We start from the raw sequence: 14,758 nt of genomic DNA, 5'->3' as shown, positions 1-14,758 counted from the left end.
ACTATGGAGCCCAGATTCAATTTTAAAGTAATTCACTTTATATTTTAAATAGATGAATTTATTATAAAAAATATCTGATCCTATAGTGGTTAGCGAAAAGTCTTCTTTTTTCAAGAAGACTTATTTGTGGATCTGATTTAGAAGACTTATTTTTGACATAAATTGTCAACAATCATTATGCTAATTATTACAATTGGAGAAAGGCTAAGACAAATTAGAGAACAAAAGAAACTTCCTCTGCGACGAATTGCACAAATACTTAATATAGATATATCTATTCTAAGTAAAATGGAACGTGGAGAAAGAAAGATAACAAAAGAAATAGTATTTAAACTAGCGGGAATTTACAATTATGATACCGATGAGCTTTTAGTTTTGTTTTTAAGTGATAAAATATTATTGGAGATTAAAAATGAAGAGCTTGGGGAAAAAGCACTTAAAATTACAGAGAAGAGGATTAAATCCTTTAAAATTAAAAATGCATAATAAAATGGGTCAACTTAGTTTTTTTGAAAAAACTATAAAAAACAACAACTATAAAGAAATTTGTCAGCAAGTTTCTGATAAAGATATTTTATCACCTGATGAATTTGGAAAGGCTATAAAAAAGGTGGTAAGCAATAATCTTATACAACCAATTAACACCGTAGCATTATTTTCTGGAGCAGGGGGACTTGATATTGGATTTTGCGATGCAGGGTTTACTTTACTTGAGTCTGTCGAACTTGAAGAAAAGTTTGTACAAACAATGTTACATAACCAATTGGAAGGTGAATATTTTGGCAAAGCAAATATCTTAGCAAAAGATATTAAAGAATATAAACCCAATATTGCAACGCAAGTAGATTTTATAATTGGTGGGCCACCATGTCAATCGTTTTCCGCAGCAGGAAGAAGGGCAGCTGGGGTTGCTGGAACAAAAGATGATAGAGGGAGTTTATTTGAAGAGTATGTTAGAGTTTTAAAAAAATTAAAACCAAAAGGATTTTTATTTGAAAACGTATACGGATTATTGGGAGCGGAAAAAGGAGAATCCATAAAAAAAATTGTACAGGCTTTTAATGAGATTGGATATAATGTTACTTATAGAGTATTGGATGCAGCAGATTATGGCGTTCCTCAGCATAGGGAAAGAGTTATTATTGTTGGCTCTAAAGAGGGAATATCCTTTAAATTTCCCAGACCAACACATGGACCTGATTCTTTTCAGGAATTAAAGCATTATTCTGCAAAGGAGGCTGTATCTAATATTATATATTCTAAAGATGAGAAGCTTCCAGTAGTTAATGGTAGGTTTGGACATCTACTACAGGAGATTCCATTTGGTCTAAATTATAGTTTCTTTACTGAAAAAATGGGACATCCTAATCCAATTTTTGCTTGGCGCTCAAAGTTTTCAGATTTTCTTTATAAAGCTGATCCATCAAAGCCAATAAGAACATTAAAAGCATCAGGAGGACAATATACAGGTCCTTTTCATTGGGAAAATAGACATTTTACAGTTGAAGAGTTAAAGCGACTTCAAACGTTTCCTGATGATTACAAAATAGTTGGTAATAGAGCCGTTATAAGTAAGCAAATAGGGAATTCTGTTCCGCCTCAATTTGCAAGGATACTAGCTTTAAGTGTGTTAGATCAATTTTTTAATGTTGAATTGCCATTTGAACTTTCTTACCTCGATGAAAATGAAAAACTATCATTTAGAGAATTGAAACGAGGTAGAACTAATGAATATATAAAGAAAGCACAGGCAGCTTTGGAAGATCATAAGGAAAAGCCCCAGAAAAAAATTGAACAGAAGATATACAGAATTGGATTAACAGATAACTTTAAAATAGAAAATAATTCTCAATCTAATATTGAAGTAATCTTTAAACCTACAAAAAATAAATGGACTATTGAATTATCAAGAGACAAGCAACAACAAGAATTATATAGAGTTGAAATAAAAAAAGTAAAAAAAGAGCCATTGTTTCTGACAGTGAATGAGGTTCACCTTATATCATATAGTAATCTTATTATTGATTATACGATACTTTGGAAATTGTTTGAGCAGGTATTAATTGAAAATAATATAAAAGCAGATTTAATACAATTAAACGGTTATTATCAATATACAAATGATATTTCTTATAATCTTATTAGGTCTAGTGATGAAATTGAAATAAAAGATAAAATATGGGAACTTTTAGAATTAATTTTAATTGATCCTACAATTGGACAGATAAAACATATAAATAAATTTGTAGAAAGCTATGATATTACTTCTGACATATTGGTAAATTATTTTTCTGCTTTAAGAAAGATAGGATTCGAGATTAGAAATAATAATACAAATCCTGAAATTCCTCAAAATGAGTATTTAATCCCATATAAATTTCCAACACTTACTCCATTAAGTGTTCAACTTAAAAAAATATTTTAAACAAATGGATAATGAGAAAAATGAACCAGTTTTACATATTTACTCTGATAGAAGTATTTTTGTAGGGATAGATGGTGTTGAATATCAATATGATGAAGGAAAGCCATCAGATGATGCAAAGCAAAGATTGGCTGTGATTAAAGAAGCCTTAACACAAGGTTTTCTTGAAAAAATTATTGAGGAATGTAAAAACCCTGAAGTCAGAATAGAAAATATCACAGAAGATCAGACAGATATTATTGAGTCCCTAGTGAATTCTGTAACAAGTGAAGTTGGAAGAGCTATAGTAGGATTAACAGTTTTACAGCTAACAGTCAAGTCGATACTTCCTGCTCAATCTATACGTTTGCATAAAGGAAGTACAGGTGCAGATTTTTCTTGGAAAGAAGGCATTCCAATGAGAGTTCTTGACAAGAATTATATTACACCCGTATTAAGAAAGTATAATCTTTTAAGATTGAATGCTGACGGCTTTATGATGACCCGGAGTCTGGCAGAAAATTATCCGTATTCAAAACTTTATAAGGCTGCTATTCGTGGCGCAAGACATGAATGGCTAGAAATTTCTGATGCTGTGGAAACAGGTAGATTAGATGCCATAAATGCTTTGAGGCAGCTAATTATTTTTCTAAATAATAAATCTGAGGCATTTCTAAATCTTACACAAGAAACGATAATTGTGCTAAATGAATTTGTTGAAAGAAAACCATCTTTTGATGTATGCTATTCAAAGATTAGTGATTTTATTGAAAATTCTACTTATTCAGCAAGAATGTTTGAGGTAGCAATGCATGCATTATTTCAGGTTTTAGAAGAAGAAAAGTGTCTAAATGGTTTTCTTAAACCATTATCTCAAATGAGGTCTGCAAATAAAAAGCATGGAAATATCGGAGATATTGAAGTTACTCATACAAGAGGAAATATGGATATTATTGAATCTTGGGATGCAAAATATGGAAAAGCATATTTGAGAGATGAATTAGAAGAGCTTGATGATAAACTCCTTTTACATCCTCAAGCTTTAACTGTAGGTTTTGTTACAGACCAAACACCGAACTTAAAGTCTGAGATCAATAATAGGATTGAAGACTTGAAGCAGAAACATGGAACAGAAATATATATAATGCAGTTTGATGAATGGGTGGAATATCAATTAAATAAATTTGATTTAGATAGAGAAGAAATTGGACCGAAATGGCTTACAGCAATTGGAGAATCTATTTGTCAATTGAGAAGAGAAATTGCTCCAATTGATGAGCCTACAACTGAATGGGTTGAATCATTTAAGAAATGCTTGAAATAGTATAATATTTGGTTAAATATATTCGGTAATAAATAGTCAACGATATATAATGATTACAAGATGCTTAAAGCCACCTATATTAACAGCGCTGTACACAGTGACAATATTTTTAAAAACCTAGGTGACCTGAAGTAATTATTATTTACATAAGCCTTTACAAAAAAAAAAAAATACAACCGAATTGATAAAACTTTAAAGATCATTGAATAATGCTCTAAATATTACTACAAAGCAATTACTAGATAATGAAAATCCTAACTACATAGTTAGGATTTTTCATTTATTTTAAAATTAAATAATTCTTGGGGATGCACATCTAATCCTTTTGATAGCTCTTGTATCGTTGACATTCTTATATCGACTTCTCCTTTTTCAATCTTGCTGATGTTACTATGATCGATGTCACATTTTTGAGCTAATGCACGATAGCTTAAGCCTAGTTTTGTCCTAAACTTTTCAACTTGCTTACCAAAAGCTATTCGAAATTCAATTTTATCCATTGAAATTAGCATTTAGTTGGCAAAGTTGGAAAGATTTCAATAATTAATTGTAGTTTAATTAACCTACATTTGAAAACTTTTTATTATATTTGTAAAATAAGTTACAATAAATGTAACTTTGCGATACTTCAAAGAACAATAGAAGCTATTGCTTAGAATCTCAATTCGAAAACTGGTAATTTTAGTATACGAGACGATAAGCAGGAAGCTCACGACCTAGGCGTGGGCTCTCTTATCTGTATACAAGGTATACCAGTACCCCGAATTGGATAATGTAGAGTCCCATGCCGTTTTTATTTTCAATGCAGTACGCTATCTCTACATCACTAAGCCGCTTCCACAAAATACAGTATCATACGACACGATACAATAGGAATGTACAGCCTATTGCGGCTTTACAGCTTTCACGGGAACACAAATTTCATTCATATTTCAATTGATGGGCTTAGGGCAGGAGGTGATGCTGTGTGCTTAGACTTCCTCCTGAGCCTTCATCAATCAGAGATTAAAACTCAATAAAACAATAGATTTTTAAGAAACAGAGAGTGTAAAGTATAGTAACCATAGAAGAAGAAAGAGAAAAGCCCTTTCCGCACCAGAGTTTATTCGAATCTACGCTGTGCAGGAAAGGGCCTAAGTGCTTAATTAAATTAAACTTTTCAAAAGTATGAAAAAAAACTTTTGCAGCCTAGGTCATATTCAGTTGGCTTTTGGCTTCACATTGCTGGTGTCTTGCACAGCAATAGGACAGGTGCGCGAGATTACGGGCACAGTCATAGAGAATAATCTGCCTGTTAAGGGAGTAGCCGTATTTCAGCAGGGGAGTGATGCAGTAGCGTTGACCGGGGCTTCCGGTAAATATGTGGTGCAGGTTTCAGGAGAAAATCCTGTGCTTATATTTCGTCATCCGGAGTATGGGGAGCGTAGGGAATCCGTTGAAGAGGGGAACGTTCTTAATGTCTCTTTAGTATTAGATGATAAAAGGGCAACCAGTGTAGGGGAAGTGGTCCTTAATGCAGGCTACTATAAGGTGAAAGACAGGGAGAGGACTGGGAGTATTGCTAAGGTTTCGGCCAAGGATATTGCCAATCAGCCGGTAGGGAATGTTTTGTCCGCAGTGCAGGGGAGAATGGCCGGAGTCAGCATTACGCAGGGAGGAGGAATACCGGGAGGAGGATTTGATATTCAGATCAGGGGAAGGAACAGTCTTCGAACCACAGCTAATAGTGAAATAGACGGTAACCAGCCGTTGTATGTGATTGATGGGGTTCCTGTGGGTGGAGATATGAAGTCGGAGTTTTCAACCCTGGTGATTCCGCTTCGGAGTATTAATCCTTTGAACTCTATTAATCCCAATGATATAGAGAGTATTGAGATTTTAAAGGATGCTGATGCTACGGCCATCTATGGTTCCAGAGGGGCTAATGGGGTCATATTGGTGACCACTAAAAGTGGGAAATCAGGAAAGACGGAATTGAGCCTGACGACCAATTATGGGCTTAGCAGGGCCATGATCGGGCTTAAGATGATGGATACCGGGCAGTATCTGGGAATGAGGGGGGAGGCCTATGCGAATGACGGCTTTACGTCATATCCTGTTAACGCCTATGATATCAATGGGAAATGGTCCCGGGATCGGTACACCAACTGGCCTGAGAAACTCATTGGCAATGTCGCTGCCTCTTCCTCGGTCCAGCTCTCGCTTAAGGGAGGAAGTGAAACCACCAGCTTTTTACTGAGCCTGGGGCGTAATGAGCAGGCGACTGTTTTTGCGAAGGATTTTACCTATATCAGCCATACCATATCCGGTAATATATCCCACCGATCGAAGGATAAGAAATTACAGCTCACGCTTTCCAATCAGTTTTCACTTCAGAAAAGTAATGTACTTAATGAAGACAGTACCCAGAAGTCACTGCTCCTGGCGCCTAATGCTCCGGAGCTCTATAAACCGGATGGAAGCCTGAACTGGGAGAATAATACTTTTACCAATCCTCTGGCGGTATACAACAGTACATATACCAATGAAAGCCTTCAGTTTCTGAGCAACCTTAATGCTCAGTTTGAACTGCTTCCCCATACTTTGGTGAAGCTTAACGGGGGGATCAATTATAAAGCCTTTGAAGAGTGGTCCCTGCGGCCCAATACGATTTATAATCCTGCCTTTGTGACGGGACAGTCAAGCTTTTATTCCAGTGCTTCTAAGAGCAATAACAACCGCTTTTCCTATATCGTAGAACCGCAGTTGGAATGGAATTTTAAAAGAGCAGAGCATGAGCTGACCGCACTTTTGGGAAGCAGTATACAGGTGGAGCAGAATACAAGGGAATCGATGCGCGGAAGTGGTTTTGAGAGCAATGCATTTTTGCACAATATCGGAGCGGCCCAGACCAAAACAATTGCTGATCAGGTCACGACAGAGTACCGATATGCCGCCCTGTTCGGAAGACTGAATTATCAGTATAAAAATAAATATATACTCAATCTTACCGGAAGACGGGATGGAAGCAGCCGCTTTGGGGAGAATAGGAAGGTGGCCTCATTCGGAGCCGTAGGGGCGGCCTGGTTGTTTTCTCAGGAGGGTTTCCTTAATAGCAGATCATGGCTGAGCTTTGGGAAACTCAGAGGAAGTTACGGGATTACGGGAAGTGATAATATAGGGGATTACCAGTATCTGGATAATTATTTAGTCTCTGACTATATCTATAATTCGGTAACAGGGCTGGTGCCTTCGAGGCTCTATAATCCGGATTACAGTTGGGAGAAGACCAGAAAGCTGGAAACAGCCCTGGAGATGGGATTCTTTAAAGACCGGGTGAATCTCACCGCGTCATGGTACCGGAATATAAGTTCCAATCAGCTGGTAGGCTATCAGCTCCCTTCCATGACAGGGTTTACGTCCGTGCTTTCCAATATGGATGCGGTGGTGGAAAACAAAGGCTGGGAACTGGAGTTTAGCGCAAGGCCTCTGTCAGGACAGGCTGTGAAGTGGACTTCAGGTTTTAATATCAGTTTTCCAAAGAATAAGCTTTTGTCCTTTCCAGGGCTTGAAGGATCACCGTATGAGAATAAACTGGTGATAGGGATGCCCGTTTCGGTGGTAAGGCTTTTTGAACTGGAAGGAGTAGATCCCCAGACAGGGCTCTACCGGTTTAAGGATTTTAACGGAGATGGGAAGATCACGGCTCCTGAAGATAATAAAGTAACGGAAAATATTGGGGTGCGTTACTTTGGAGGCTGGAGCAATACGCTTCAGTACCGGGAATGGGATCTTTCCGTGCTGTTTCAGTTTGTGAAGCAGAGGAATCTCAATTATAACAGTTCCATGCCACTGCCGGGAGGAATGTTTAATCAACCTGTAGAAGTTCTGGATGTCTGGTCACCTGATCATCCTTCGGGATATTATATGCCTTACAGTACCGGAACCGCAGGAAATCAGAATACGGCTCAGGATAATTTCAGAAACAGTACGGCAAGTGTTTCAGATGCATCATTTATCCGTCTTAAAAATATTCAGCTGACCTATACATTGCCATTACAGAGTAGGGTGGTGAAGAATGTGAAAATATATTTTCAGGGTCAGAATCTTCTCACGTGGACGAAATACTTCGGGATGGACCCTGAGTTTACAGCAGGGGGCTTTCTGCCTCCTTTAAGAACCTTTTCTTTTGGTACACAGATTAATTTTTAAAACCGGAAATCATGAAATTATGTAGAATCATTGATATCATCAATATGCTTGTTGTAGGTATAGTACTGTACCTGCTGATGGGCTGTGAAAATATGCTGGAGGTGGATACGCCTTCGAATCAGCTCGATGCAGGTCAGGTGTTTGAAAACGTGCAGACGGCCAATGCAGCCCTGGCTGGGCTTTATGCCAATATATGGGATAACTCTCCGCTCTCGGGGGGATCACAGGGAAGTGGAGCACTGCTGGGCAGTTATACGGATGATCAGGTCTGTTATTATTCGTCAGGAGAAACCAGCGGAGCGCTGGATCTCTATAACAACCTTCAGATTGCATCCAATTCGGCAGTCTATATGTACTGGTCTTCGGCCTACAAAGAAGTGTATATGGCCAATGCCATAATAGAAGGGGCTGAGAAATCAAAATCACTTCCTGAGGCTGAAAAAAACAGGATTAAAGGGGAGGCATTGCTTATAAGATCCATTTTGTTTTTCTATCTCCAGAACGTTTTTGGAAATATTCCGATGCCTCTAACAACAGATTATAAGATCAATCAGTTTTTATCTAAAACACCATCGGTGGAGATTCTCTCCAGACTGGAATCTGACTTTAGAGAGTCTGCAAATCTTTTGTCTGACCAGTATAGAAGTGCTGAAAGGATCTTTCCCAATCGAAAGGTAGCACAGCTCATGCTGGGGAAGACTTATATGCTGGAAGGAAAATGGAATGAGGCAGAGGGCGCTTTAAAAACCATTGTGTCAAGCCCGCTCTATATTTTTGAACAGGACATTACAAAGGTTTTTCAAAAATCAGGAACGCATATTCTGTGGCAGCTCAAGCCCAAAAATACGAACGATCCTACCTTAGAGGTGCAGACCTATTATTTTTCCGGTGCATCGCCTGGCTTATATGCTTTGAATAATGATCTGATCGGTTCTTTTTCAGCCTTTGACAAGCGTAGACAAAACTGGATCGCCCCAGTAACAGTTGGCCAGAATACCTGGTACCGCGCCGATAAATATAAGAACCGCGCTGCCAATCCTACGGAATATTCTGTGGTGTTTAGAATGGAGGAAGTTTATCTCAATCTGGCTGAATCTCTGGCCAGGCAGAATAAACTCTCTCAGGCTCTTCCCTATATCAATTACACCAGACTTCGTGCGGGGCTTTCTGCTTTGACGGGAATGGTATCACAGCAAACAGTGCTGGAGGAGGTCCTTTTAGAAAACCGCAGAGAATTCTTTTGTGAAATGGGACACCGTTTTATGGATCTTAAAAGATTTGGGCGCCTAAGTACACTCACAGCGGTTAAACCCAATTGGAAGGAATACCATCATCAGTGGCCCATCCCTCAGAAAGAACTGCTTCTGAATCCTAATCTTAAACCGCAGAATAATGGATATTAAAAGGGCCGGAAAGGTGTGCTTTTTTATTTTTCTTTCTGTTTTTGGAATCATTTTAAGAGGACAGGAAAGACTTGGAGTTTCAAAAGACACCATGGATCAGTGGATCGCAAAATTCTACGAAACAGACAATATTTCTATGTCTCCGGATGGGAGATGGATATCGGTGAAGAAGAGGTATACTGATAAGGACAGCATCCTGATTTTTGATACCTACAGAGAAAGAGATCAGCCTATAGCTGTTGAGGCTTCGATGGTTCAATGGTGCCAGGGAAACTGTGCTATGCTGAGTGAGCAGGGTAAAGCGTTATGGTGGAACCTCAAAACAAGAAAGGAGATTACCTACAGGGATATTAGGATGTCCGGACTATGGTCTCCCGGGGGGTATTGTATATTAACTAAGCGAGACCAATTGCAGGTTATGGATTTAGAGGGGAATGTTGTAGCTGAGATCTCTGATGTCTTGTATTATATTACTGATAAAAAAGGAAATCTTTTTGCGCAGCGAAAAACTGAAACAGGCACTGAAATTCTGAAATTTAAGGAATCAGGTTTTAGAAAGCTGGTGGAATTAAATGATCTGGAACGCATGGAGCTTTCGGGTTCAGGAAAATACCTGGTCCTGTACCGACACTCACCGGTGGGTTTGCGAAGCCTTATGCTGATGGATACCGGAACCGGAACCTGGTCTTACCCTTTAGAAGAGAATGGTATCAGGGCTGATTTCTTTATCCTAAGGGAAATTGGGAATGGATCAGCTTTTCTGATTCATGCAGTTAATTACGTGCCTTACCCTGAAAAAGAAGTTGAAGTCTGGTATGGAAATGACCGGGATTTGGAACGCAGAGAGCAGGGAAGAAAAATGCTTGGTAAATATTGGATTTGGAGGCCAGGCACCGACCAAGCGGTTTTAGTACATACCCAGGAAAATGAAACAGTAAGTTCCATAGGCAGTGAGCGTTATGTTCTGGTCTTTTGCGCAGATGAGCTTCAGGATTACATCCACTATATTCCTGATGTGAATCTTTACCTGCAGGATACCCATACCGGTCAAAAAACCAATATAGGAAGATTCAGTTCCGGATTCATAAACTCGGAAGATGGCAGTCTCTTAGTATTGAAGACCCCGCATGGTATATGGCAACTGCTGAATGTTAAGACCTTAAAAAGGCAGAAAATACAAGAGAAGGGACTTAAAAAACCTTATTTCAGCAAGGATTCTAAAGTGGTTTACTTTGAAAGCGAAACGGGCTTATGGACCTACTCCGTAGAGTCAGGGAAATTGCTCAGAATGAGCACTGGTCAGGAAAAACCGGTTCAGATCGCCGGAGCCAGGGAACAATCAATGAGTGCCGGGAACAATTCTTTGCAAAGTGTTATAGATGATAAAGGCTTAGTGCTGAAAGTAAATGAGAAGGATGGGGATGCCGTATCGTATTACCGTTTTAAGAATAAAAAAGGAATGCTCCTGTATTCTTCTTCCAATAATGTAAAATCAGCCGTGTTTAACAGTGACTATACAAAAATGGCTGTTTTGGAAGAAAACTTTAACGTCCCGCCACGGCTCTGGGTCGTAGACACCAGGGCACAGCAAAAGAAGCTTCTATTCGACAGCGGATTGTCCGATCAGAAAGCTGCTCTACTCCGGCAGCAGATTATCCCTTATACAACATCCTTAGGAACACCGTTAAAAGGGATTTTATATTATCCTGCCAATTATAACCCCTTACAGGAATATCCTGTCATTGTTCATATCTATCAGAAGCAGTCAGACCAGGCTAAGAAGTACCTCCTGCCCAGATATGATGAGATCGGTTTTAATATCAGAACTCTGGTAGAAAGAGGATACTTTGTCTATCTCCCGGATGTGGTGACAGAAAACGGTTCTCCGGGGACCTCCGGCCTTGATGCCGTGGAGCGTTCTTTGGAAGCATTACATAAGTATCCTTTGAAGCTCAAAAGATATGGGCTCATAGGGCACTCGTTCGGAAGTTACTTAACGAATTTTATTGCCACTCATTCTGATTATTTTGCAGCCTATATTTCGGGTTCGGGAGTAAGTGACCTGATAAGTTCTTACTTCTCATATAACAGGAATTATTCCAGTCCTCATTACTGGCAGTTGGAAACCGGACAATATGAAATAGGAAGCTCTTTTTTTGAGAATAAAGAATTGTATATGAGGAACAATCCCATTCTTAATGCGGACAGGGTAAATGCTCCCATCTTATTATGGACAGGCCTTAAAGACCGCAATGTTGTACCTGAGCAGACCATGGAGTTTTATATTGCGCTTAAAAGAGGCGGCAAACGGGTGGTGGCATTACAGTATCCTGATCATGGACATGACCTGGGAATTGGTACGCCTGAGGCTAAAGATCTGACCCGAAGGAGTATAGATTGGTGGGACTACTTTTTAAAAGGAAAGGCACATAGCCCATGGATTGATAAAGAAATGAGGGAGAGTACCCACTGATCAAGTGAATTTCTAATCAATAGGATGAAGGAAAAGAGCTTATTAGTAGAGCTCACTCAGGGGTGCTAAGCCACAAGTCAAGGTAAAAGAGTAAGAAAGGTTTTAGGAACTTTGAAAGACAGCATTATGAATGAGAATGATGACATTAAGATTGCCGGGGATTGGAAGTAATGCTGTTCAATTCACCATTTGGCAGGACCTTATTAACACAGGAGACGGCAAGGCCAATCAGAATTATCTTTAGGCTTTTTTGAAAGGGCAGTAGCCGTTATTCTCTGCAATAGCGAAAAGCTTAAAAGAACTATGCAACAGTCTTAAAGCTCTGTATAGGTACTACTGTTTCGCTGCTTTGATGGCTTGGTGATTTAAATGCTTGATAGTGCGTCTGCATAAAAATACTGGAAAAGTATAACCTGACATTTTTACCTTCATAGGATGACATTAATTCATGACAATTTGTTGGAAAATGTACTCAAAATATGACAATTTTTCCTAACGTTTCTATGGTATATCATTTGTATTTTGAAAGTTAGATCATTTAAAATATTGTATAACTTTTAAATTTTGTTTGTTATGAAAACAATTGTAAAAAGAAACAGCAGCACGTTGCTCCCAGGCAATTCACGTTCACTGTTCGACGATTTTTTCAACCGCGAACTTTTTAATTGGAGCAATACTAATTTTTCTGATTCTCGTACCACGCTTCCATCCGTGAATATCAAGGAGCGTGAAGAGGCTTTTGAAGTGGAAGTTGCAGCACCGGGGATGCAGAAAGAAGATTTCAGGATTACCCTGGAAGGCAACCTTCTTACAATTTTTTCTTCTAAAGAAGATAATGAGGAGGAAAACGGCGGCAGCTATACCCGCAGAGAATTTAGCTATCAGTCTTTCCAGCGCAGCTTCGAACTTTCAAAAGATGTTGTCGATGATGAGCATATTGAGGCTAAATATGAGAATGGCGTTTTGAGACTTACCATTCCAAAAAAAGAAAGTGCTGCACAGTCGCCGCGACTGATCGAAATTCAATAACTTTTAAAGGTTTCCCGGATCCCGGGAAACCTTTTTATTCTGATAATTATTTATAGTTGAAGGATTATGAATGCATTATTATGGGCTATCTCTATTTTATCCCTTACTTTATTGATCTTGGGATTTGTTTTGAAACGGTTTAACCAGCCTTATTTAATAGCATACATTATTGCAGGAATTTTACTTGGTCCGGATATTACTGGTGTTTTTTCAAATGTTGATGAAATAGAAGTTATTGGAGAACTGGGAATATTGCTGCTGATGTTTTTCTTAGGCTTGGAAATCAACATCCCCAATCAACGTACGCTTATTATAAAACCGGTGATTGCACAGGGTATGAAGGTACTATTGGGCTTTGGCTTTGCATACCTGATAGGATACTTCCTGAACCTAAATATGAAAAGTATTGCTTTAATAGCTATACTGTTCTTTTTCAACAGTACTGCGGTTGTTACGGAGTTCTTAAAAAAATATAATATTCTTACTACGGCTTTTGGCAGCATCATATTCAATATATTATTGCTGCAGGATATACTTTTGGCACCTGTTTTAACATTGCTGAATGCTTGGGGTGGTAAACAATTTACATTTATAAATTATATACTGCCCGTAGCAGTTTGCATTGCCAATTTTTTCCTTTTCAAAAGAATAAGACATGTGCAGGAAATTAAACTTCCGAAGTTTTTCAGCAAGATAAGATATGATCATGACCTACAGCTTTTCATGGGATTGGTGATATGTATGGGATTTGGATTGTTGGCAGATCTGGTGGGCTTGAGCAGTGCATTGGGAAGCTTTATGGCGGGCATTTTTGTTGGAAGATTTAAAGCATTCAGCTGGCTTGAGCATTCACTTGCCTCTTTCAAAGTATTTTTTGTTGCCCTGTTTTTCGTATCCATCGGATTACGCTTGGATCTGAGCTATTTTCTGGACCATTCAGCTATCGTACTCATTGGTACTTTCTTTGTTTTGGTAAGCAATAGCTTAATATCAGCACTTATTTTCAGGCTTTTAAAGTTTGACTGGAAAAGCAGCTGGTACGGAGGAGCCTTATTATCTCAAACAGGAGAATTTGGGATATTGGCACTGACTATTGGTTATAAGACCAATATCATTCCATATGACCTTTACAAGGGCGGCTTGGGAATTACATGTCTTACCCTGCTATTTTCTACGATCTGGATTGGACTCCTTAACAGATTTCTGTCAAAGAACCAGCCGTTATCTGATCAAAAGAAAATTTTTAAGAGTTGATTATTCACAGAGACATTTCTGCGTGTGAATAGTATATGATCACACTCATAATCCATGGCTCCCTAATATCTTAAATTTAGAATTTAATATTACAAATGGTTCACTCAGAAATAGCTTCTGCCATAGGCTAATAGATTGTCAACGTATGTTTTATGAAAACGGTGAATGAAATAAAACAGATATTTAAAAGCAACCGAATACTCTTGAAGTTACATGAATTGCTTACAAGTAATAACAATTAAGAATGTAGACAATGGATGATAGTAATTTAAACAAAAATATTGTGTTTTTCGATGGTGAATGTGGATTTTGCAACTTCTGGGTACAATGGATACTGGAGAGGGACAAAAAAGATAAATTTTTATTCTGCTCTTTGCAGTCTGGATTTGGCCAAAAGTTTCTATTGGACAGAGGCCTTGAAACCACACAGTTTAACACCTTGTATCTATTAAAATCTGATGGGCAGTATTTAATCAAGTCCCAGGCTGTCTTTGAAATAGCAAATCTATTGGGCGGTATATATTCTATTTTTAAGATTGGTGCTTTGCTGCCAAAAACACTTGGTGATGGTTTATATGATGTCGTATCTCGCAACAGAATGAAGATTTCTGCACAAAAGTGTTTTCTTCCCGACCAAAATCAAAGGAAGAAATTTATTGAAATCTGATAAAGCAGAGGCA

General features: G+C 38.4%; 10 protein-coding genes. 9 read left to right on the top strand and 1 reads right to left on the bottom strand.

From position 1 onward, the window contains the following. Positions 1–177 precede the first annotated feature (177 nt). The 3 genes from BM143_RS13255 to BM143_RS13245 are packed head-to-tail and all read left to right on the top strand — an operon-like array spanning position 178 to position 3,728. Positions 178–486 (top strand): helix-turn-helix domain-containing protein, encoded by a 309-nt coding sequence (locus tag BM143_RS13255; RefSeq protein WP_090024914.1) that lies wholly within the window; start codon positions 178–180, stop codon positions 484–486. Beyond that, the gene (locus tag BM143_RS13250) at positions 422–2,425 is read left to right on the top strand and encodes a DNA cytosine methyltransferase (RefSeq protein ID WP_228430804.1); all 2,004 of its coding nucleotides are present in this window, start codon (positions 422–424) and stop codon (positions 2,423–2,425) included. The genes BM143_RS13255 and BM143_RS13250 overlap by 65 nt, the downstream gene beginning before the upstream one ends. A gap of 4 nt (positions 2,426–2,429) precedes the next feature. Beyond that, positions 2,430–3,728, top strand: a complete 1,299-nt coding sequence (locus BM143_RS13245) for a hypothetical protein (protein ID WP_139222042.1) — start codon at positions 2,430–2,432, stop codon at positions 3,726–3,728. Positions 3,729–3,994: 266 nt separating this feature from the next. On the opposite strand, the gene BM143_RS13240 is transcribed toward BM143_RS13245, so the two are convergent. Beyond that, entirely contained in the window at positions 3,995–4,228 is a 234-nt protein-coding gene (locus BM143_RS13240; protein ID WP_228430802.1) for a helix-turn-helix domain-containing protein, read from the bottom strand. 667 nt (positions 4,229–4,895) lie between these two features. On the opposite strand from BM143_RS13240, the gene BM143_RS13235 reads away from it, so the two are divergent. The 6 genes from BM143_RS13235 to BM143_RS13210 all read left to right on the top strand — a co-directional run bounded on the left by BM143_RS13235 (position 4,896) and on the right by BM143_RS13210 (position 14,745). Beyond that, on the top strand, positions 4,896–7,919 hold the full coding sequence (locus tag BM143_RS13235; RefSeq protein WP_090024910.1) for a SusC/RagA family TonB-linked outer membrane protein: 3,024 nt from the start codon (positions 4,896–4,898) through the stop codon (positions 7,917–7,919). An 11-nt stretch (positions 7,920–7,930) separates the two neighbouring features. Then, entirely contained in the window at positions 7,931–9,322 is a 1,392-nt protein-coding gene (locus tag BM143_RS13230) for a RagB/SusD family nutrient uptake outer membrane protein (protein WP_090024909.1), read from the top strand. Further along, positions 9,312–11,795, top strand: a complete 2,484-nt coding sequence (locus tag BM143_RS13225) for an alpha/beta hydrolase family protein (protein WP_090024908.1) — start codon at positions 9,312–9,314, stop codon at positions 11,793–11,795. Before BM143_RS13230 ends, BM143_RS13225 begins: the two co-directional genes overlap by 11 nt. A gap of 573 nt (positions 11,796–12,368) precedes the next feature. Continuing rightward, positions 12,369–12,824 (top strand): Hsp20/alpha crystallin family protein, encoded by a 456-nt coding sequence (locus BM143_RS13220; protein WP_090024907.1) that lies wholly within the window; start codon positions 12,369–12,371, stop codon positions 12,822–12,824. Positions 12,825–12,890: 66 nt separating this feature from the next. Then, entirely contained in the window at positions 12,891–14,078 is a 1,188-nt protein-coding gene (locus BM143_RS13215; RefSeq protein WP_090024906.1) for a cation:proton antiporter, read from the top strand. Between the two features lie 253 nt (positions 14,079–14,331). Beyond that, positions 14,332–14,745, top strand: coding sequence for a thiol-disulfide oxidoreductase DCC family protein (locus BM143_RS13210; protein ID WP_090024905.1), 414 nt, complete (start codon positions 14,332–14,334; stop codon positions 14,743–14,745). The last annotated feature ends 13 nt before the right edge of the window (positions 14,746–14,758 follow it).

This window comes from Chryseobacterium oleae (assembly GCF_900115055.1).
Taxonomy (GTDB): domain Bacteria; phylum Bacteroidota; class Bacteroidia; order Flavobacteriales; family Weeksellaceae; genus Chryseobacterium; species Chryseobacterium oleae.
The sequence above is the reverse complement of the archived record's forward strand: the minus strand, read 5'-3'. Positions and strand labels throughout refer to the sequence as shown.